This is a genomic window from Streptomyces sp. NPDC056480, assembly GCF_042795405.1.
Lineage (GTDB): Bacteria > Actinomycetota > Actinomycetes > Streptomycetales > Streptomycetaceae > Streptomyces.
Map to the genome: position 1 here is coordinate 1 of NZ_JBHTSA010000142.1, position 19981 is coordinate 19981.

Below are 19981 nucleotides of genomic sequence, written 5' to 3' on the forward strand. Positions count from 1 at the left end.
CACCCGTGAGGGTGCCGCCCTTCTTCGTTCTCCGGGGTCCCTCAGTCCAGCGCCAGGCTTCTCAGGACCAGGCCCGTCGCCGGCTTCGGGCCGAAGGAGGTGGACTTGCGGGGCATCGTGACGCCCTGGCGGGCCAGGTCCCGGACGACCTCCTCGCGTACCGGGTGCATCAGGACCGCCGTACCGCCGCGGCGTTCCGCCTGCTCGACCGCGGCCTTCGTGTCGTGGATGTAGGCGATGTCCTCCGGGGCGTCCGGGATGTGCCAGACGTGCTCCAGGAGGGTGGAGTGCAGGACCGTGGCGTCCAGGGTCCGCCAGGCGTCCGGGCGGTCGGTGCGGATCGTGCGGTCGAGGAGGGCCGGGTCCGGGCGGTCGACGAGGTGGAAGCCGCCGTCCCCGGCCAGGAGGAAGGCGTTGCCCTCGGTCGTGGCCTCGGCGAGGGCCTCCATGGCCTCCGGCAGGGGCCGCTCGACGCGGCGGACCCGGAAGGCGCCGTCGAGGGCCGCGAGGGCGTCGGCGACCGGCAGGCGGTTGAGGAGCCGGTGGATCGCGCGCACCCGGAGCGGGTAGCGGGCGGTGTCGATGAGGAGGACCAGGCCGTAGTTCCAGGGGCCGGGCGACGGGTGCTCCTCGCGGAGGCGCAGATAGGTCGCCCAGCGGTGGTGGCCGTCGGCGATGAGGGCCTGGTGGCGGGCGAGCTCGGCGGAGACGGCGGCCTGCTCGGCCGGGTCGGTCACCGCCCAGAGGCGGTGGTGGAAGCCGTCCTCCGTCGTGGTGGCGAGCAGCGGGGGGCCCTGGACGGTGCGTTCGACGACCTGGCCCGCACCGTCGCCCTCGCCGACGTACGTGAGGAGCAGCGGCTCCAGATTGGCCGCGGTGGTCCGCATCAGGGCGGCGCGGTCCTCGACGACGTGCGGCATGACGTCCTCGTGCGGGAGGACGACTCCCTCGGCAGGGGTGGAGAGTTCCAGGGCGCCGATGATGCCGCGCTGGAGGATGCCGTCGCCGTGCTGCTCGTACACGTAGAGCGCGGGCTCCGGATCCGGGGCGAGGACGCCGTCCGCGAGCCAGCGGTCGAGGGTGACGGCGGCCTTGCGGTGGCGGGTGCCGGCGGTGATCGCCTGCGGCAGGATCAGCCGGACGATGTTGTGGGGATCCGCGGACTCGAGATGGAGAAGTCCGTCAGGTCGTACGACCACGTCGTAGGGCGGGGACGTGACGGCTGCCAGGCTGCCGACCCGCTCGGGGACGTATCGGAGCCCGCGGAACGGCGCCAGGCGCAGTCCGGCTGCGTCGTCGCGGACGTCGTCGGCCGCGTGACCTGAGGTGTTCATCTCGTCATCGTATGTGGCCGGTGGGATGAGCGATGATCGGGGGAGCGGGGAACCCACCCGGTGAGGCGAGGAGTGTGCGGTGACGGTGCGGAACGGCCAGGGGCGGCAGGGCGTGGGCAGGCGGCTGCCGGGCGGCAGCGCGGTGCCGTTGAGCGAGGCGTACGACACGGCGCTCCTGGACCTGGACGGGGTCGTGTACGCGGGCGGGGAGGCCGTTCCGCACGCCGTGGAGGCCCTCGGGGTGGCCCGGGCGGGCGGGATGCACCTCGCGTACGTCACCAACAACGCGCTGCGGACGCCCGACGCGGTGGCCGAGCACCTTACCGAGCTCGGGGTGCCCGCCGAGGCCGGGGACGTGATCACCTCGGCGCAGGCCGTGGCCCGGCTGATCGCCGACGACGTGCCGCCCGGCTCCCGGGTGCTCGTCATCGGTGGCGAGGGGCTGAGGGTGGCGCTGCGCGAGCGGGGTCTGGTGCCGGTGGAGTCGGCGGAGGACGGGCCGGTGGCCGTCGTGCAGGGGTACGGGGGGCCCGAGATGCCGTGGGGGCGGTTCGCGGAGGCGAGCTACGCGGTGGCGCGGGGCCTGCCCTGGTACGCGTCGAACACGGACCTGACGATTCCCGGTGCGCGGGGGATCGGGCCCGGGAACGGTGCGGCGGTGGAGGTCGTGCGGATCGCCACGGGCGGCCGGGTCGAGCCGAAGGTCGCGGGGAAGCCGCTGCCGCCGATGCACCGGGAGACGGTGCTGCGGACGGGTGCGCGGCGGCCGCTGGTGGTCGGGGACCGGCTGGACACCGACATCGAGGGCGCGTTCAACGGCGGGGTGGACTCGCTGCTCGTCTTCACCGGGGTGACGGACGCGGCGCAGTTGTTGCGGGCCGTGCCGGAGCACCGGCCGACCTATGTCGCGGCCGATCTGCGGGGGCTGCTCGTGGGGCAGCCGGAGGTCGTCGCGGAGGAGGACGGGAGTTTCGTGTGCGGGGGCTGGCGGGCTGCGGTGAGCGCGCCGGGCGGGGGCGAGCTGATCCTCGAGGGGCCGGCGGACGCGGCGGCCGGTGCGGGGGATGCCATGGACGCGGTGCGGGCGCTGTGCGGGGCCGCCTGGTCGGCGGCGGACGCCTTGGGCGGCGGGGTGCCGGACGCGGGGAAGGTGCTCGCGCGGCTCGGGCTGTGACAGCGGAGAGGCCGAAGAAATTGGGTAGGCTAACCTAACTTCATCTGGGTAGCGGGCACGGGAGTACGGGCAATGGATGGTCGGCAGCAGCGGCTGAGCGCGGAATCGGTCACCCTGGCGTACGAGCAGCGGGTCATCGCCCGCGATCTGTCCGTCGAGATCCCCGACAACTCGTTCACCGTCATCGTCGGGCCGAACGCCTGCGGCAAGTCCACCCTGCTCCGCGCCCTCTCCCGGATGCTGAAGCCCAGCCAGGGGCGCGTCCTGCTCGACGGGCAGTCGATCCAGACCATGCCGGCCAAGAAGGTCGCCAAGACCCTCGGGCTGCTGCCCCAGACCTCCGTGGCGCCCGACGGCATCACCGTCGCCGACCTCGTCGCCCGTGGCCGCTACCCGCACCAGGGGCTGCTGCGGCAGTGGTCGCCGGAGGACGAGCGGATCACCCGGGAGTCGATGGAGGCGACCGGCGTCGCCGAGCTGGCCGAGCGGTACGTCGACGAGCTCTCCGGCGGCCAGCGGCAGCGCGTCTGGATCGCCATGGCGCTCGCCCAGCAGACCCCGCTGCTGCTGCTCGACGAGCCGACGACGTATCTCGACATCCAGCACCAGATCGACGTCCTCGACCTGTGCGCCGAACTGCACGAGACCCAGGGACGGACGCTCGTCGCCGTGCTGCACGACCTCAACCACGCGGCCCGGTACGCGACCCACCTCATCGCCGTCCGCGACGGCGAGGTGGTCGCCGAGGGGCCGCCGGCCGAGGTGGTGACGGCGGAGCTCGTCGAGCGGGTCTTCGGGCTGCGCTGCCAGGTCATCGAGGACCCCGAGACGGGGACGCCGCTGGTCGTTCCGGCCGGGCGGAAGGCCCGCGTCCCGCGGCCCGCCGCGGCGTCCGCGTCGCCGGAGCCCGCCCTCGGCGCGTGAGCCCGGCCCGACCCTCGCGGGCGGTCCCGCCCCGCCATGTGGGCTAGAGCAGGGAGCGGAGACGGAGCAGGTCGCGGAAGCCCGCTTCCAGCCTGACCCGGCCCGAGGCCCAGGCCTTCGCGAAGTTCAGGTCTCCGCCCACCATCGCCACCAGGTCGTCGCCGGTCATCGCGAGCCGGATCTGAGCCTTGGCCGGGGGCGGGCCCGTCACCGTGGACTCGACCTTGATCCGGCCGTCCGTGAGGCGGCCCGTGAACGTGGTGTCCAGGTCGGTGATGTGGCAGCTCAGGGTGCGGTCGAGCGCGGCCGCGCCGCGTACGTCGCCGTCCGCCCGCGCGAGGTTGTCCGAGAGTGTGTCGAGTGCGTCGCGGCACTCCGTGATCGTCGCCATCGCCGTCGACCGTACCCCAGGGGTTCGCGGTAGCGTCGGGAGCATGAACGACGCGATGGCCGACCCCGAGCCCGTGGACGAGACGTCCGAACCCGAGGTGTCGGACGCGGCGGCCCCCGGCGGCGGCGCCCACGAGCCCGCGGCGGCCGCGCCGCTGGAGGTCGTACGGGAGCTCACCGGGCACCCCGGGGTCGACGCCCACCTGGCGCGTCTCGCCGAGGTGGACGCCCTCCCGGCGGACGGACACCTGGAGGTGTACGAGGATGTACACCGTGGACTGCGTGCCGAGCTGACCTCGCTCGACGCGCACCCCGCCCCTCGTCCGTACGAAAACAGGAGCTGAACCGAACGTGGCAGGAGTGGCACGCCGCCGTCTCGACGCCGAGCTGGTCCGGCGCAAGCTCGCGCGCTCGCGCGAGCACGCCAGCCAGCTGATCGCCGCGGGCCGGGTGACCGTCGGCAAGACCGTCGCCACCAAGCCCGCCACCCAGGTCGAGACCGCCGCGGCCATCGTCGTCGTGCAGGACGACTCCGACCCCGACTACGTCTCGCGCGGCGGTCACAAGCTCGCCGGGGCCTTCGAGGCCTTCGTCCCGCTCGGACTGAAGGTCGAGGGCAGGCGCGCCCTGGACGCCGGGGCCTCCACCGGCGGCTTCACCGACGTGCTGCTGCGGGCCGGTGCCGCCCATGTCGTCGCCGTCGACGTCGGCTACGGGCAGCTCGCCTGGTCGCTGCAGAGCGACGAGCGGGTCACCGTGAAGGACCGCACGAACGTACGGGAGTTGACGCTCGACGCGATTGACGGCGTGCCCGTCGACCTGGTCGTCGGCGACCTCTCGTTCATCCCGCTCGGCCTCGTCCTGCCGGCCCTCGCGGCCTGTACGGCGCCCGACGCCGACCTCGTCCTGATGGTGAAGCCGCAGTTCGAGGTGGGCAAGGAGCGGCTCGGCACGGGCGGAGTCGTCCGGAGCACCGAACTCCGCGCCGACGCCGTGAAGAACGTCGCCCGGCGCGCCGCCGAGCTCGGCCTCGGCGTCCTGGGCGTCACCGCGAGCCCGCTGCCCGGCCCGTCCGGCAACGTCGAGTACTTTCTGTGGCTGCGGGCAGGCGCGCCCGCGCTGGATCCGGCGGATGTCGACCGCGCCGTGGCGGAAGGACCTCGTTGAGCTCAACGGCAGCAGCATCAGAGACCGCACCACGTACCGTCTTCCTGCTCGCGCACACCGGCAGGCCCGCCGCCGTGCGCAGCGCCGAACTGGTCGTCCTCGGACTGCTGCGCTGCGGCATCGGCGTCCGCGTCCTGGAGGCGGAGGCGGAGGACCTGCCGCTGCCGCCGTCCGTCGAGAGGGTGAAGGAGGCCTGCTCCGACGCCCTCGACGGCTGTGAACTCCTCGTCGTCCTCGGCGGCGACGGCACCCTGCTGCGCGGCGCCGAGTTCTCCCGCGCCTCCGGCGTCCCGATGCTCGGCGTCAACCTCGGCCGCGTCGGCTTCCTCGCGGAGGCCGAGCGGGACGACCTCGACAAGGTCGTCGACCGGGTCGTGACGAAGGCGTACGAGGTCGAGGAGCGGATGACCCTCGACGTCGTCGTCTACGAGAACGGCGACGTCCTGCACCGCGACTGGGCGCTCAACGAGGCGGCCGTGCAGAAGGTGTCCCCGGAACGGATGCTGGAGGTCGTCCTCGCGATCGACGGGCGCCCGGTGACCGGCTTCGGCTGCGACGGGGTGATCTGCGCGACACCGACCGGATCCACCGCGTACGCCTTCTCGGCGGGCGGCCCGGTCGTCTGGCCCGAGGTCGAGGCGCTGCTCATGGTCCCGATCGGGGCCCATGCCCTGTTCGCCAAGCCGCTCGTCACCACCCCCGAGTCGGTGCTCGCCGTCGAGGTCGAGCCGCACACCCCGCACGGGGTGCTGTGGTGCGACGGGCGGCGGACGGTGGAACTCCCGGCCGGGGCGCGGGTCGAGGTGCGGCGGGGTGCCGTGCCGGTCCGGCTCGCCCGGCTCCACCACGCCTCCTTCACGGACCGGCTCGTCGCGAAGTTCGCCCTGCCCGTGTCCGGCTGGCGGGGCGGGGCCCGCTGACGTACCCGCCCTCCCGGCGGCTCCGGCGGGAGGGTGTTCGCTCATCGTCGTCTCCGCTCGGGCGGATCCGGCGGGGGCGAACGATCGGCGCGCCGGAGAGTTACGCCCGGGGGTGATGTCGCATCGCAGCAGGGAAACCTCGTATGGTCTGGGGCGTGCTGGAGGAGATGCGGATACGGTCGCTCGGGGTCATCGACGACGCGGTGGTCGAGCTGTCGCCCGGCTTCACCGCGGTGACCGGTGAGACCGGTGCGGGCAAGACCATGGTGGTGACCAGCCTTGGCCTGCTGCTCGGCGGCAGGGCGGACCCGGCCCTGGTGCGGATCGGCGCGGCCTCGGCCGTCGTCGAGGGGCGGATCAGCGTGCCCGCGGGCGCGCCCGCCGCCGTACGCGCCGAGGAAGCCGGGGCGGAGCTGGAGGACGGGGTGCTGCTCGTCAGCCGTACCGTCTCGGCAGAGGGACGCTCGCGGGCCCACCTCGGCGGGCGCTCGGTGCCCGTCGGGCTGCTCGCCGAGCTCGCCGACGAACTCGTCGCCGTCCACGGTCAGACCGACCAGCAGGGCCTGCTCAAGCCGGCCCGGCAGCGGGGCGCGCTCGACCGGTACGCGGGCGAGGCCGTCTCCGTGCCGCTCGCCGCCTACGCGGAGGCTTACCGGCGGCTGCGAGCCGTCACCGGCGAACTGGACGAGATCACCACGCGGGCGCGTGAGCGGGCCCAGGAGGCCGATCTGCTGCGGTTCGGGCTCGGTGAGATCGAGGCCGTCGCCCCGCGTGCGGGGGAGGACGCCGAACTCGCCGCCGAGGCGGAGCGGCTCGGGCACGCCGAGGCACTCGCCTCCGCCGCCGCGCTCGCGCACGCCGCGCTCGCGGGCGTACCCGAGGATCCCGAGTCCGTCGATGCCACGACCCTGGTCGCGGGCGCGGGCAGGGCCCTGGAGGCCGTACGTTCGCACGACCCGGCGCTCGCCGCCCTCGCCGACCGGATGGGGGAGATCTCCATCCTCCTCGGCGACGTGGCCACCGAGCTCGCCGGATACGCCGACAACCTGGACGCCGACCCGCTGCGGCTCGCGGCCGTGGAGGAGCGGCGGGCGGTGCTCACGCAGCTGACCCGGAAGTACGGGGAGGACATCGCCGCCGTTCTCGCCTGGGCGGAGGAGAGCGCCGGCCGGCTCGGTGAGCTGGACGGCGACGACGACCGCATCGAGGAACTCACCGCCGAGCGCGACCGGTTGCGCGACGATCTGTCGGTGCTCGCCCAGCGGCTCACCGACGCCCGCACGGAGGCGGCCGACCGGTTCGCCGGCGCGGTCACCGCCGAACTCGCCTCGCTCGCCATGCCCCACGCGCGCGTGTCCTTCGACATCCGGCAGACCGAGGACCCCGACGGCGCCGAGGTCGGCGGCCGCCGGGTCGCCTACGGCCCGTCCGGTGCCGACGAGGTCGAGCTGCTGCTCGCCCCGCACCCCGGGGCCCCGCCGCGGCCGATCGCCAAGGGCGCGTCCGGCGGTGAGCTGTCCCGGGTGATGCTCGCGGTGGAGGTCGTGTTCGCCGGGGTCGACCCGGTGCCGACGTACCTGTTCGACGAGGTCGACGCGGGTGTCGGCGGCAAGGCCGCGGTCGAGATCGGCCGCCGGCTGGCCAAGCTCGCCAGGACCGCGCAGGTCGTGGTCGTCACCCATCTGCCGCAGGTCGCGGCCTTCGCCGACCGGCAGCTGCTCGTCGAGAAGACCAACGACGGATCGGTGACCCGGTCCGGCGTGACGGTCCTGGAGGGCGAGGAGCGCGTACGGGAGCTGTCCCGGATGCTCGCGGGCCAGGAGGACTCGGAGACGGCCAGGGCCCACGCGGAGGAGCTGCTGGCGACGGCCCGGGCGGACGGCTGACGCCGGTCGGGTCGGGCGGACGGCTGACGCCGTCGCGTCGGGCTGGTGACCGGTCGGGTGGGGGCGGGCGTGCCGCCGCCTCCTGACCGGTCGACGGGCCCAGGGGGCGTGCGAGTGCGTCCCGTGCGCTCACTCGAGTGGGTGAACCCGTGGTGCGGGTCCCGGAGCCGTACTCCTTCCGTACAGGGGAACGACGCCGTTTCGGTGCCGGAACGTGCGTACGGTCGGCGGTACGGGCTGGCATCCTTGGGCGCGTGACACAGCTCCGTACGGTCCAAGTGCTGGGCGGCGGCAGCGCGGGCAGCAGCGCTCACGTCCGATCACTCGCCTCGGGGCTGGTGGCGAGGGGCGTGCGGGTGACCGTGTGCGCCCCGGCCGAACTCGACCGCGTCTACGACTATCTGGGCGCCGGCGCGCACTTCGTGCCGCTGCCGCGCCTCGGCGACCCCGCGACGGTCGCCGCGCTCCGTAACGCCTGCATCGGCGCCGACGTGGTCCACGCGCACGGCCTGGAGGCGTCCGTGCGGGCCGCGCTCGCCCTCGCCGCGGGCGGGGGAGGCGATCGCGCTCCGCTCGTGACGACCTGGGACACCCGGAACCAGGCCCACGGGGCAGCGCGGGGCGGGGTGCTGCGGCTCCTGGAGCGAAGGACCGTGCGGGCCGCGACCGTCGTCCTCGCCACCTCCTCCGAGCTCGTCGACCGGGCCCGCCGCCGCGGGGCCAGGGACGCCCGGCTCGCGCCCGTCACCGTGCCGCCCGCGCGGGGTCCCGTCTGCCTCCACGACGGCAAGGCCAGGGCCGAACTGGGCGCGGTCGACCGGCCGTTGCTGATGGCGGTCGGAGCGCTGGAGCGGGGCCGTGGCTACCGGACGCTGCTCGACGCGGCCCGGACCTGGCGGGAGCTCGATCCGCAGCCGCTGCTGGTCATCGCGGGGGAGGGGCGCGAACGGGCCGCCCTCCAGCGGCGGATCGCGGCCGAGGAGCTGCCCGTGCGGCTGATCGGGCGGCGGGAGGACGTCGCCGAGCTGCTCGCGGCGGCCGACGTGGCGGTGCTGCCCTCGCGCTGGGAGGCGCGGTCCCTGCTCGCGCAGGAGGCGCTGCGGCTCGGTGTGCCGCTGGTCGCCACGGCGGTGGGCGGCGTACCGGAACTCGTCGGCGACGCGGCGGAGCTGGTGCCGTACGGGGACGCCGAGGCGCTCGCCGGCGCGGTGCGCGGGCTGCTCGACGATGTCGAGCGGCGGATGGACCTCGCGGCGGCCGGGCGGGTGCAGGCGCGGACCTGGCCCACGGAGGACGAGACGGTGGCGCACGTGCTGAGCGTCTACGACGAGCTGGTGGGGCGGTAGGCGGTAGGCGCCGAGACAAGCCCCCGCAAGGTACCCCGCTCGCAGAGCCCCCCGGAGCCCCTGCCGGGGCCCGCAGGAACCCACCCGGAGCCCCCGGCAGGGACCCCCGCAGGGGCTAGGCGTCACACCGCGCCCCGCGGGCCGCTACGGCGTGTGGCGGCGGGCCCTCAGGGCCAGGGAGAGGGCCAGGACGGTCTGGGGGTCGTCCAGGTCCGTGCCCAGGAGTTCGGAGATCCGGGCCAGGCGGTTGTAGAGCGTCTGGCGGTTGAGGTGGAGCTCCCGGGCCGTCTCCGCCTTGCGGCCCGCGTGCGCCAGGTACGTCTCCAGGGTCGGCAGGAGCGGCGGGCGGGACGTGCGGTCGTGGTCCCGCAGAGGGCCGATCGCACGGTCCACGAACGCCGCGAGGACCGTGTCCCCGTGGAAGTGCAGCCGCCACAGCAGCAGGTCGATGTCGAGGCGCCGGGCGTCGTACCAGGGGAGGTCCGAGAGGCCCTGCGCGGCCGTCGCCGTCTCCGCCGCGTGCCGCAGCCCCGCCGAGGCCGCCGCCCAGCTGCCGGCGACGCCCACCACGACGACCGGCGGATGCACCCCGGCGCGTTCGAGGCCGGCGCGCTCCACGCCCGCGCGCAGGGCCGCCGCCACGCGGTCCGCGACGGCCGTACGCTCCGATTCCGAGCGCAGGCCGAGCAGCAGCGGCACCCGGCCCTCGACCGGGCGGACGCCCAGGAGGACCGGGACTCCGACGGAGGCCAGCTCCTCCAGGACCGCGCGGGCCAGCAGGGCCCAGTTGCCCGAGGGGGAGAGCTCCGACGCCAGGCGCATCACCACCGGCAGGAGCGGGCCGTCGCCCGGCTTGAAGCCGAGGACCCGCGCCTGCGCCGGTGCGTCCTCTGCGGTGATCCTGCCCTCCGCCAGGTCCGTCAGGAAGTCGCCGCGGCCGCGTGCCGCCAGCTCCTCCTCCTGACGCGCCTGCATGAGGACGACCGCGAGGAGACCTGCCGCGCGCTCGGCCGCCATCCGGTGGACGGGGGAGAGCGCGCCGGAGACCGAGAGCAGGACGAGACGGGCCCGTACCGAGGCCGTACCGGGACCGCCGCCGGGCACGTCGACCAGGACGGTGCCGGTGGGCGGGCCCGATTCGCGGGCCGCCCGGCCGCCGCGCAGCCCGTCCCAGACCTGCAGCGGGTCGGCGGGCGCGGACTCGGTGCCCGCCGCGTAGAGGAGCTGTCCGTCGGCGGTCTCCAGGAAGACGGGGTTGGCCGCGAAGTCCGAGAGGATGCGCAGGACCTGGGGGACCCCGCCGCCGCCGAGCAGCGCCTCCGTGCACTGCCGGTGGACCTCCTCGGCCTGCCGCAGGAGCGCGTAGTGGCCGTTGACGATCTCGGTGTGGATCTCCTCCGTCACCGCCACGAAGGGGACCTCGCGGTGCAGCTGCACCAGGGGCAGGCCGGCGGCCCGAGCGGCCTCCACTATCGTCGACGGGAGGCGGGCGAAGCGCGGCCCCAGCTCCACCACGAGTGCCGCGATGCCCCGGTCGGCGAGCCGCCGGACGAAGGCACGCTGCTCGGCCGGCCGGGTGCCGAGCCCGAGCCCCGTGGTCAGCAGCAGCTCGCCGCCCTTGAGCAGCGACGCGATGTTCGGCACCTCGCCCGCGTGCACCCAGCGCACCGTGCGGTGCAGCCGGTCCGCGCCGGCGACGACCTCCGGGAGCCCGCTGCGCAGGCCCGGGAGTTCGAGCGCCCGCTGCACGGTGATCCCGCCCTGATTGTCCATGGGGCCGGACGCTACCCCGCGTCCGGCCCCATGGGACATCACCCCACGGTCACGGCACCGGACAGTTCGTACACGGGGGCGACAACGTGTCGCCCCCTGACGGGAATTGCGCGACCCGATGTCGATTGTGGTCTGCGTCACTGCCGGGTGGCGCGCCGGCTCAGCCGGCCGGGACGATGTTCTGGTTGAAGCGGAACACGTTCTCGGGGTCGTACTCGGCCTTCACGGCGGCGAGTCGGCGGTGGTTCTCCTCGCCGAAGGAGGAGACGATCCGCTGCTCGCCCTCGGCGCCGACGAAGTTCAGGTACGTCGCGTCGAGCGCCCACGGCCGCACGTCGGCCCGCACGTCCCGCACCCACTGGATCTCGGCCTCGTCCATCGCCGGGTCCTCCCAGGTCGCGAACGGGTGCACGGCCCAGGGCGCGGCGCGCCACGGCTGCGGGTAGGGCCCGGCCCCGGCCGTCACCGCGCCGCCCTGCATGAACAGCACGTGCTGGGTGGCCGCGGGCAGCGGGATGCCCGCGCCGCGTGCGCAGAACAGGTCCACGGCCTCGTCCGGGAGGGCGGTCAGGTACTCGGCCGACCAGTAGTTCCGCAGCCCCGGCGGGTCGTCGAGCATGGACTGCAGCTCCGCGTACGGGATGTCCATGACGATCTCGATCACGGGCTTCAGGGCGAACAGCGGCGCCGCGAGCTCCCGTACCTCCTCGACCGGCCCCGCGTACGTGAGCAGCGTCCCGCACACGAGTCTGCCGACCAGCTCCTCCGGGACGAACGGCTCGGGCGGCGCGGGCAGGTAGATCGCCCCTCCGCCCACCTCGTCCGGGGCGGCGTCGGCGATGTCCCGGAAGGTGCGCACCACCTCGGGCGCGGCGTCCGGCAGGAAGAACAGCAGCGCGACGCTCATCCGGGGCAGCGGGTGCAGCCGCAGCGTCAGCGAGGTCGCCACCCCGAAGTTGCCGCCGCCGCCGTGCAGCGCCCAGAACAGCTCGGGGTTCTCCTCCGCGTCCGTGTGGACGTGCCTGCCCTCGGCCGTGATCAGGTCGGCGGCCAGCAGGTTGTCGCTGGCGAGACCGAACTTCCGCTCCAGCCAGCCCGATCCGCCGCCCAGTGTGAAGCCGCCGACGCCGGTGGTGGACACCCGTCCGCCGGTGGTCGCGACGTGGAACGGCTGGCACGCGTGGTCCAGGTGGGCCATGGTCGCCCCGCCCTCGACCCGTACCGTCATGTCCTCCGGATCCACGACGACGGCGTGCATCCGGCGGAGGTCGACGACGAGCGCGCCGTCGATCATGGAGGTCCCGGCGACGCTGTGCCCGCCGCCGCGTACCGCGATCGGCAGCCGGGTCTCGCGGCCGAACAGGATCGCGTTGGACACGTCGGCCGCGGTGGCGCACTGGGCGATCACCGACGGGCGCCGGTCGATCATGCCGTTGTGCAGGGCGCGCGCCTCGTCGTAGCCCGGCCCGCCGGGGGTGATCACCTCACCGGCGAGGTCCTCGACCAGTCCGGCGAGGGCGCTTTCGGAGACGTGGGGACCCATGGGAGCCCCCCTTTCGTACGGGGGACGGGACCTTCTCATCGTAGGTCCCGGCACCGTCCCCCGCGCGGGACCGTCTCAGCCCCCGTACGCCCCGCTCGCCGTCAGGCGCAGGGCCGTGTCGATCAGCGGCACGTGACTGAAGGCCTGCGGGAAGTTGCCGACCTGCCGCTGGAGCCGCGGGTCCCACTCCTCGGCGAGCAGCCCCAGGTCGTTGCGGAGCGCGAGCAGCCGCTCGAAGAGCGAGCGTGCCTCGTCCACCCGGCCGATCATCGCCAGGTCGTCGGCCAGCCAGAACGAGCAGGCGAGGAACGCGCCCTCGTCGCCCTCCAGGCCGTCGACGCCTGCCTCGTCGCCGGAGGTCGGGTAGCGGAGCACGAAACCGTCCTCCGTGGACAGCTCGCGCTGGATCGCCTCGATCGTGCCGATGACCCGCTTGTCGTCCGGCGGCAGGAAGCCCATCTGCGGGATCAGCAGCAGCGAGGCGTCCAGCTCCTTGGAGCCGTACGACTGCGTGAAGGTGTTCCGCTCGGGGTCGTAGCCCTTCTCGCAGACGTCCCGGTGGATCTCGTCGCGCAGCTCGTGCCAGCGCTCCAACGGGCCGTCCGCGTCCCCGGACTCGATGAGCTTGATCGTGCGGTCGACGGCCACCCAGGCCATCACCTTGGAGTGGACGAAGTGCCGGCGCGGGCCGCGGACCTCCCAGATGCCCTCGTCGGGCTGGTCCCAGTGCTTCTCCAGGTAGTTGATCAGCTTGATCTGGAGGAGCGAGGCGTAGTCGTTGCGGGACAGGCCCGTCATGTGCGCGAGGTGGAGGGCCTCGGTGACCTCGCCGTAGACGTCCAGCTGGAGCTGGTTGGCGGCACCGTTGCCGACCCGGACGGGGCCGGAGTTCTCGTACCCCGGGAGCCAGTCGAGCTCCGCCTCGCCGAGCTCCCGCTCGCCGGCGATGCCGTACATGATCTGCAGGTTCTCCGGGTCGCCCGCGACGGCGCGGAGCAGCCAGTCCCGCCAGGCGCGGGCCTCCTCGCGGTAGCCGGTGCGCAGCATGGAGGAGAGGGTGATCGCCGCGTCGCGCAGCCAGGTGTAGCGGTAGTCCCAGTTGCGGACGCCGCCGATCTCCTCGGGCAGCGAGGTGGTCGGCGCGGCCACGATGCCGCCGGTGGGCGCGTACGTCAGCGCCTTCAGGGTGATCAGGGAGCGGATCACGGCCTCCCGGTAGGGGCCGTGGTAGGTGCAGTGCTCGACCCACTCGCGCCAGAAGTCGGCGGTCGCCTCCAGGGAGCCCTCGGGGTCCGGAAGCGCGGGCGGTTCCTTGTGGGAGGGCTGCCAGGAGAGCGTGAAGGTGATCCGGTCACCGGGGTTCACGGTGAAGTCGGAGTACGTCGTGAGGTCCTTGCCGTGCGTCTCGGCGTCGGTGTCCAGCCACACCGAGTCGGGCCCGGCGACGGCGACCGTGCGGTCCCCGACCTTGTGGACCCAGGGCACGATCCGGCCGTAGCTGAACCGCATCCGCAGCGAGGAACGCATCCGGACCCGGCCGGAGACGCCCTCCACGATCCGGATCAGCTGCGGGGCGCCGTCGCGCGGCGGCATGAAGTCGGTCACCCGCACCGTGCCGCGCGGCGTGTCCCACTCCGACTCCAGGATCAGCGAGTCGCCGCGGTAGCGGCGCCGGTCGGCCGGCGCCGGCTCGGCGTCGTGGGGAGCGGCGGGACCCACCCGCCAGAATCCGTGTTCCTCGGTGCCGAGCAGCCCGGCGAAGATCGCGTGGGAGTCGAATCGGGGGAGACACAGCCAGTCGACGCTGCCGTCGCGGCAGACCAGGGCGGCGGTCTGCATGTCTCCGATGAGTGCGTAATCCTCGATGCGCCCGGCCACGTGCTTCACTCCAGTCGAACGGCCACGTCCGCCCCGCGGGGCGCTTGCTCAGATGCGCCGGCTGGGTGTCAGCCGGCTCTGCGTATGTCAGCGGTCAAGGGATCTTCGACGAGCTCTCGGGCCGGATGGGGATCCCCCCGGGCGTTCGGCTCTGGGGGAGGGGCGGGGTGACGCCGCTGGCCGGCCGGCTCGGCGGGCAGTGTCCGAGCAGGATACGTCGCACCCCGGTGACCCGGTGATCACGTCGGTAACGGCGTTGCTCCGTTCAGGTGAACGAGTCCGGTTCGCCGGCGGAAGGTCCGCCTGTCGTGCGGGCGGCAAGCATCGGAACGTCTGCCGGAAGATCCGGCGGACGTCCTGTGCGTCGCAGGTGAGAGACAGTGCGCACTCCTCCCTTCTGGCCAGTGGGAGGCCGGCCCCGCCCGCCCGGTGGGGGTGCCTCCGCTGTCCGCGGGAGACGCCTCCCCGAGCCGTCGGGAGACCCTTCCCCCGATCCGCCGGGAGACTCCGCCCGTCCTGGTGTCGCCGTCCGTGAACACCCGACTGCCGCGTGTGGCCGGAAGCGGTCTCCCGATGTCGCTGATACCCTGGTACCCCGTGGACCGGTGGGAAACGGCGACAGCCGAGGACCCCGAAACCGCAGCGACGGCACCCCCCGATTCTTCCGGAGGGGACGCCGGTACGCACCTCCAGAACGCGACCACGGGAGCCCCCTCTTGGCGATGCCGCCCAAAACCACGACGACCAAGCACATCTTCGTCACCGGGGGTGTCGCCTCCAGCCTCGGCAAGGGCCTGACCGCCTCCAGCCTGGGTGCGCTCCTCAAGGCCCGGGGCCTGCGGGTCACGATGCAGAAGCTCGACCCGTACCTGAACGTCGACCCGGGCACGATGAACCCCTTCCAGCACGGCGAGGTGTTCGTCACCAACGACGGCGCCGAGACCGACCTGGACATCGGCCACTACGAGCGCTTCCTCGACGTCGACCTCGACGGCTCGGCCAACGTCACCACCGGCCAGGTCTACTCGCAGGTCATCGCCAAGGAGCGGCGCGGCGAGTACCTCGGTGACACCGTGCAGGTCATCCCGCACATCACCAACGAGATCAAGTCCCGGATCCGCCGCATGGCGACCGACGACGTCGACGTCGTCATCACCGAGGTCGGCGGCACGGTCGGCGACATCGAGTCGCTGCCGTTCCTGGAGACCGTCCGCCAGGTCCGCCACGAGGTCGGCCGCGACAACGTCTTCGTCGTGCACATCTCGCTGCTGCCCTACATCGGCCCCTCCGGCGAGCTGAAGACCAAGCCGACCCAGCACTCCGTCGCCGCGCTCCGCAACATCGGCATCCAGCCCGACGCGATCGTGCTGCGCGCCGACCGTGAGGTCCCCACCTCCATCAAGCGCAAGATCTCGCTGATGTGCGACGTCGACGAGGCCGCGGTCGTCGCCGCGATCGACGCCAAGTCGATCTACGACATCCCCAAGGTGCTCCACACCGAGGGCCTGGACGCCTATGTCGTCCGCAAGCTCGACCTGCCCTTCCGCGACGTGGACTGGTCGACCTGGGACGACCTGCTCGACCGCGTCCACAACCCCGACCACGAGGTCACCGTCGCGCTCGTCGGCAAGTACATCGACCTGCCCGACGCGTACCTCTCGGTCACCGAGGCCATGCGCGCCGGCGGCTTCGCGAACAAGGCCCGCGTCAAGGTCAAGTGGGTCACGTCCGACGACTGCAAGACCCCGGCCGACGCCAAGAAGCAGCTCGGCGACGTCGACGCGATCCTCATCCCCGGCGGCTTCGGCGACCGCGGCGTGAGCGGCAAGGTCGGCGCGATCCAGTACGCCCGCGAGAACAAGGTGCCGCTGCTCGGCATCTGCCTCGGTCTGCAGTGCATCGTCATCGAGGCGGCCCGGAACCTGGCCGACATCCCCGAGGCCAACTCCACCGAGTTCGACCCGGCGACCGCGCACCCCGTCGTCTCGACGATGGAGGAGCAGCTCGCGTACGTCGAGGGCGCCGGCGACCTGGGCGGAACGATGCGTCTCGGCCTGTACCCGGCGAAGCTCGCCGAGGGCTCGATCGTCCGTGAGGTCTACGACGACCAGCCGTACGTCGACGAGCGCCACCGGCACCGCTACGAGGTCAACAACGCCTACCGCGCGGAGCTGGAGAAGAAGGCCGGTCTGGTCTTCTCCGGCACCTCCCCGGACAACAAGCTCGTCGAGTACGTCGAGTACCCGCGCGAGGTCCACCCCTACCTGGTCGCCACGCAGGCGCACCCGGAGCTGCGGTCGCGTCCGACGCGTCCGCACCCGCTCTTCGCCGGTCTCGTGAAGGCGGCCGTCGAGCGCAAGACGGGCAAGCCTGCCAAGTAGTCCTCGCGCGTTAACGTTGCCGGGGTACGGGTCCTGACGGATCCGTACCCCGGTTTTCGTGTGTGGGAGGACGCAGATGGAGTTGCAGGACACCCCGGAGGAGTGGCGGGTCGTCGCGACGACGACCCCGTTCCAGGGAAACAAGACGAGTGTCCGCACGGACGACGTGGTCATGCCGGACGGCACGGTCGCGCGCCGGGACTACCAGGTCCACCCCGGCTCGGTGGCCGTCCTGGCCCTCGACGACCAGGACCGGGTCCTGCTGCTCAAGCAGTACCGGCACCCGGTGCGGCAGAAGCTCTGGGAGATCCCGGCGGGACTCCTCGACGTGCCCGGCGAGAACCCGCTGCACGCCGCGCAGCGCGAGCTGTACGAGGAGGCGCACGTCAAGGCCGAGGACTGGCGGGTCCTGACCGACGTCTACACGACTCCGGGCGGCTGCGACGAGGCCGTACGGATCTTCCTCGCGCGCGGGCTCTCCGAGGCGGAGGGGGAGCGGTACGAGGTCTCCGAGGAGGAGGCGGACATGGAGCTGGCCCGGGTGCCGCTCGGGGAGCTGGTGCGGGGGGTCCTGGCGGGCGAGCTGCACAACAACTGCCTGGTGGTGGGGGTGCTGTCGCTGGCGGCGGCGCGGGCGGGCGGGGGTGTGGGGGAGCTGCGGGCGGCGGATGCGGAGTGGCCGGCGCGGCCGTTCGAGGCGTAGGGGAGCGGCGTCGGGTTGGTGGGGGGCGCGGCTGTCGCGACCTCTGCCAGCCGGGCCTGCAGTCTTCGTTCCGCTGCGGGCGGCGCCTGTCTTCGCGCGTCCCGCTGCCCCGCCGCCCACCCCCGTTGTGGGCATCTGTTCCGCTGGGGCGGAACGGGTGGGCACAACGGACGGCGCCCCTTGCCGGGCCCAGGCTTCCGCGCCTGAACCCGCACCACAGGTGCGGTGCACAGTCGGGTGCGGGTCAGGACACAAGGGGCGGAGGCGCCGCCAGAGGGCGCCGTCCCGTGTGCCCACCCGTCCCGCCCTGGGGGTCCCCCCGGACGGAGTCTGGGGGAGGGACGATTGCCCACACGGGGGGTGGGCGGGTGGAGGCGGCGTGGGCGCGGCCCGCACGGGGGTGGTGGGTGACGCGGGGGGTGTCCACGCGGGGTGGTGGCGGCTCGTTGGGGTGGGGTGTGCGGTGTGACGATCCGCTGATCCGATCGGGGGACGTGTTCGTCGTGCTCCGCCAGGTCCGGTGTGTGCCCTGAACTACGCTCGGGATCGCCCGTGCGGAGCCCCCCGCGGGATCGGCTCGTGCGCAGGTGGACGGGAGCGTGGCCCGTGACGGATCAGGCGGTGGCGGCGGCCGGCAGCCGGCAGTTCTTCGGCCGGCAGCGGGAGTTGAAAGCCCTGCGCGCCGACATCGAGCGGACCGGCCTCGACACCCTGACCGGCCGCAAGGCACCCCGCGCCCGCGTCCTCCTGGTCGCCGGCAAGCCCGGCTCCGGACGGACCGCGCTCGCCGAGGAACTCGCCGCAGGACTCTCCGACCAGTACCCCGACGGGATCTTCCGCGCCCGGCTCACCGAGCCCGGCGGCGACCCCGTCCCCACCGCCCGCGTCGCCCAGGAACTCCTCGCGGTGCTCGGGGTCCCCGAGCCCCCCGGCGCCGCCGAGGACGAGCTGACCGAGCTGGTCCGCACGGCGCTCGGGGAGCGCCGTGCCGTCCTCGTCCTGGACGACGCCGTCGACGCCGAGCAGGCCGATCCGCTCATCCCCGACAACCCCGACTCCCTGGTGATCGGCGTCGCCCGCGGACCGCTCACCGGCATTCCCGACGTACGGCCCTGCACCCTCGGCGGGCTCGACCCCAAGTCGGCCATCGAGCTGCTCACCGCCTTCACCGGCTCCGTACGCATCACCGTCGATCCGCAGGCCGCCGAGACGCTCGTCGAGGAGTGCGGCGGGCTGCCCGCCGCGGTCGTCCTCGCCGGCGGCTGGCTCTCCACCCGGCCCAAGGCCTCCGTCGCCGACCTCGCGAAGCGGTTGCGCGCGCTCAGCGGCGACCCGCTGACCCGCACCTTCGCGCTCGCCCACGAGGCGCTGCCCGCGACCGCCGCCCGGATACTGCGATACCTCTCCCTCGCCCCCCTCGGCCGGGCCGACGCCCACACGGCCTCCGCCCTGGCCGGCTGCTCGGTCTCGGCGGCCGCGACCACCCTCGCCGACTTCGCCGCCCTGGGGCTCCTCGAAGACGGTGAGGACGGGCAGTACGAGGTCCCCGGCCATCTCGTCCCCCTCCTTCGCGCCCAGCTGGAGGAGCGCGACCGGCCCGCCGAGGTGCAGCTCGCCCGGGCCCGGATGCTGGAGCGGACCGTACGGCTCCTCCAGTCCTGCCGTGCGGTCACCGAACCCGAGGGCTCGCCGGCCCGCCGGAAACTGGCCGGTCTGCCGCGCGCCCTGCGTTTCCCCCACGCCGCCGCGGGGGCCGACTGGCTGCGCTCCCGGCAGTCCTTCCTGCTGGCCTCCGCCCGGCTCGCCGTCGCCGACGGGGAGCTCGACACCCTCGCCCGCCGGCTGGTCGCCTCCCTGGTCAGGGCGCTCGCCGCGCACCGGGGCGCCGAAGCCGCCGCGCCCCAGCTGTACGGGCTCCACCAGCTGGTCCTGGACGTGGCCGAGCGGCGCGGGCTGCACCGGGAGCGGGCCGCGGCCCTGCTCAACCTGGCCGACCTCGACGCCCGCACCGGCAGGACGAAGGACGCTCTGCTGCGATATCGGTCGGCATTGGATGCCGGACGCGCAGCAAATGACCCGTACGCGACCGGTCGCGCAATGGAATCCGTAGGTGGCTCGTATCAGGAGCTGGGGGACTGGCAGCGGGCCGGCGACTGGTACGGGCGGGCGCTCGCCCAGCGCCTCGCCCGGGACGAGCGAGCGGATCAGGCCAGGCTGTACGCCCGCCTCGGTGCCGTACAGACATACGCGGGGCGGTACGGCGAGGCCCTGCGGAACTGGCGGGCGGCCGCCGCGGGCTACCGGCGGCTCGACGATCTCCCGGGCCACGCACGGGCGTTGAGCGAGGCCGCCCGGGTCCAGGAGTACGCGGGACGGCCCGAGGAATCCCTCCGGACCTGCGAGGAGGCCGTCGAGTGGGCCCGGCGCGCCCAGGACACCCGGCTCCAGGCCGCGCTCCAGCTGCGGCTCGCCGACACGCTCGACCGGCTCGGCGACCCGGCCCCGGGGGGGGGGGGGGCCCGCGCCCGCGCCCGCGCCCGGCGCCGAGATTCGGCTGGGCTG

The 19981-nt window shown here is 73.8% G+C and carries 15 protein-coding genes; 10 read left to right on the top strand and 5 right to left on the bottom strand.

What is annotated here, in order from left to right:
- Window positions 1–41: 41 nt before the first annotated feature.
- Window positions 42–1334 (bottom strand): DUF1015 family protein, encoded by a 1293-nt coding sequence (locus tag ACFQ79_RS35755; RefSeq protein ID WP_383591229.1) that lies wholly within the window; start codon window positions 1332–1334, stop codon window positions 42–44.
- Between the two features lie 79 nt (window positions 1335–1413).
- Here ACFQ79_RS35755 and ACFQ79_RS35760 point away from each other — a divergent pair, with 79 nt between their 5' ends.
- Both ACFQ79_RS35760 and ACFQ79_RS35765 read left to right on the top strand, forming a co-directional pair.
- Window positions 1414–2508 (top strand): HAD hydrolase-like protein, encoded by a 1095-nt coding sequence (locus ACFQ79_RS35760; RefSeq protein ID WP_383591232.1) that lies wholly within the window; start codon window positions 1414–1416, stop codon window positions 2506–2508.
- 72 nt (window positions 2509–2580) lie between these two features.
- A complete protein-coding gene (locus tag ACFQ79_RS35765; RefSeq protein ID WP_383591235.1) occupies window positions 2581–3432 on the top strand; it encodes an ABC transporter ATP-binding protein in 852 nt (283 codons plus the stop codon).
- A gap of 43 nt (window positions 3433–3475) precedes the next feature.
- Here ACFQ79_RS35765 and ACFQ79_RS35770 read toward each other — a convergent pair whose 3' ends face one another.
- Entirely contained in the window at window positions 3476–3823 is a 348-nt protein-coding gene (locus tag ACFQ79_RS35770) for an SCP2 sterol-binding domain-containing protein (protein ID WP_266964537.1), read from the bottom strand.
- A gap of 43 nt (window positions 3824–3866) precedes the next feature.
- On the opposite strand from ACFQ79_RS35770, the gene ACFQ79_RS35775 reads away from it, so the two are divergent.
- The 5 genes from ACFQ79_RS35775 (at window position 3867) to ACFQ79_RS35795 (ending at window position 9141) form a co-directional block, all read left to right on the top strand.
- A complete protein-coding gene (locus ACFQ79_RS35775) occupies window positions 3867–4166 on the top strand; it encodes a hypothetical protein (protein WP_383591239.1) in 300 nt (99 codons plus the stop codon).
- Between the two features lie 7 nt (window positions 4167–4173).
- Window positions 4174–4989: a TlyA family RNA methyltransferase gene (locus tag ACFQ79_RS35780; RefSeq protein WP_030315644.1), complete on the top strand. Its 816-nt coding sequence runs from the start codon at window positions 4174–4176 to the stop codon at window positions 4987–4989.
- On the top strand, window positions 4986–5909 hold the full coding sequence (locus ACFQ79_RS35785) for an NAD kinase (RefSeq protein WP_266964535.1): 924 nt from the start codon (window positions 4986–4988) through the stop codon (window positions 5907–5909). The genes ACFQ79_RS35780 and ACFQ79_RS35785 overlap by 4 nt, the downstream gene beginning before the upstream one ends.
- Before the next feature lie 143 nt (window positions 5910–6052).
- A complete protein-coding gene (gene recN, locus ACFQ79_RS35790; RefSeq protein WP_383591243.1) occupies window positions 6053–7795 on the top strand; it encodes a DNA repair protein RecN in 1743 nt (580 codons plus the stop codon).
- Window positions 7796–8049: 254 nt separating this feature from the next.
- The gene (locus ACFQ79_RS35795; RefSeq protein ID WP_383591246.1) at window positions 8050–9141 is read left to right on the top strand and encodes a glycosyltransferase family 4 protein; all 1092 of its coding nucleotides are present in this window, start codon (window positions 8050–8052) and stop codon (window positions 9139–9141) included.
- Window positions 9142–9285: 144 nt separating this feature from the next.
- Here the strand turns inward: ACFQ79_RS35795 and ACFQ79_RS35800 are convergent, their stop codons facing one another.
- The 3 genes from ACFQ79_RS35800 to ACFQ79_RS35810 form a co-directional block, all read right to left on the bottom strand.
- Entirely contained in the window at window positions 9286–10914 is a 1629-nt protein-coding gene (locus tag ACFQ79_RS35800) for a PucR family transcriptional regulator (RefSeq protein ID WP_383591249.1), read from the bottom strand.
- A 160-nt stretch (window positions 10915–11074) separates the two neighbouring features.
- Complete coding sequence (locus ACFQ79_RS35805) at window positions 11075–12457, bottom strand: FAD-binding oxidoreductase (RefSeq protein WP_383591252.1); 1383 nt, start codon at window positions 12455–12457, stop codon at window positions 11075–11077.
- A gap of 75 nt (window positions 12458–12532) precedes the next feature.
- Complete coding sequence (locus ACFQ79_RS35810) at window positions 12533–14335, bottom strand: glycoside hydrolase family 15 protein (protein ID WP_383591255.1); 1803 nt, start codon at window positions 14333–14335, stop codon at window positions 12533–12535.
- A 722-nt stretch (window positions 14336–15057) separates the two neighbouring features.
- On the opposite strand from ACFQ79_RS35810, the gene ACFQ79_RS35815 reads away from it, so the two are divergent.
- The 3 genes from ACFQ79_RS35815 to ACFQ79_RS35825 all read left to right on the top strand — a co-directional run.
- On the top strand, window positions 15058–16716 hold the full coding sequence (locus tag ACFQ79_RS35815; protein ID WP_383591258.1) for a CTP synthase: 1659 nt from the start codon (window positions 15058–15060) through the stop codon (window positions 16714–16716).
- Between the two features lie 76 nt (window positions 16717–16792).
- The gene (locus tag ACFQ79_RS35820; RefSeq protein ID WP_383591260.1) at window positions 16793–17419 is read left to right on the top strand and encodes an NUDIX domain-containing protein; all 627 of its coding nucleotides are present in this window, start codon (window positions 16793–16795) and stop codon (window positions 17417–17419) included.
- 606 nt (window positions 17420–18025) lie between these two features.
- Window positions 18026–19981: tetratricopeptide repeat protein (locus ACFQ79_RS35825; protein WP_383591263.1), on the top strand; the 1956-nt coding region annotated here is incomplete at its 3' end.

Coding starts and splice junctions, on each gene's coding strand:
- ACFQ79_RS35755 (WP_383591229.1), bottom strand. CDS start 1,334: ATGAACACCTCAGGTCACGCGGCCGACGACGTCCGCGACGACGCAGCC.
- ACFQ79_RS35765 (WP_383591235.1), top strand. CDS start 2,581: ATGGATGGTCGGCAGCAGCGGCTGAGCGCGGAATCGGTCACCCTGGCG.
- ACFQ79_RS35770 (WP_266964537.1), bottom strand. CDS start 3,823: ATGGCGACGATCACGGAGTGCCGCGACGCACTCGACACACTCTCGGAC.
- ACFQ79_RS35775 (WP_383591239.1), top strand. CDS start 3,867: ATGAACGACGCGATGGCCGACCCCGAGCCCGTGGACGAGACGTCCGAA.
- recN (WP_383591243.1), top strand. CDS start 6,053: ATGGTCTGGGGCGTGCTGGAGGAGATGCGGATACGGTCGCTCGGGGTC.
- ACFQ79_RS35800 (WP_383591249.1), bottom strand. CDS start 10,914: ATGGACAATCAGGGCGGGATCACCGTGCAGCGGGCGCTCGAACTCCCG.
- ACFQ79_RS35805 (WP_383591252.1), bottom strand. CDS start 12,457: ATGGGTCCCCACGTCTCCGAAAGCGCCCTCGCCGGACTGGTCGAGGAC.
- ACFQ79_RS35815 (WP_383591258.1), top strand. CDS start 15,058: ATGCCGCCCAAAACCACGACGACCAAGCACATCTTCGTCACCGGGGGT.
- ACFQ79_RS35820 (WP_383591260.1), top strand. CDS start 16,793: ATGGAGTTGCAGGACACCCCGGAGGAGTGGCGGGTCGTCGCGACGACG.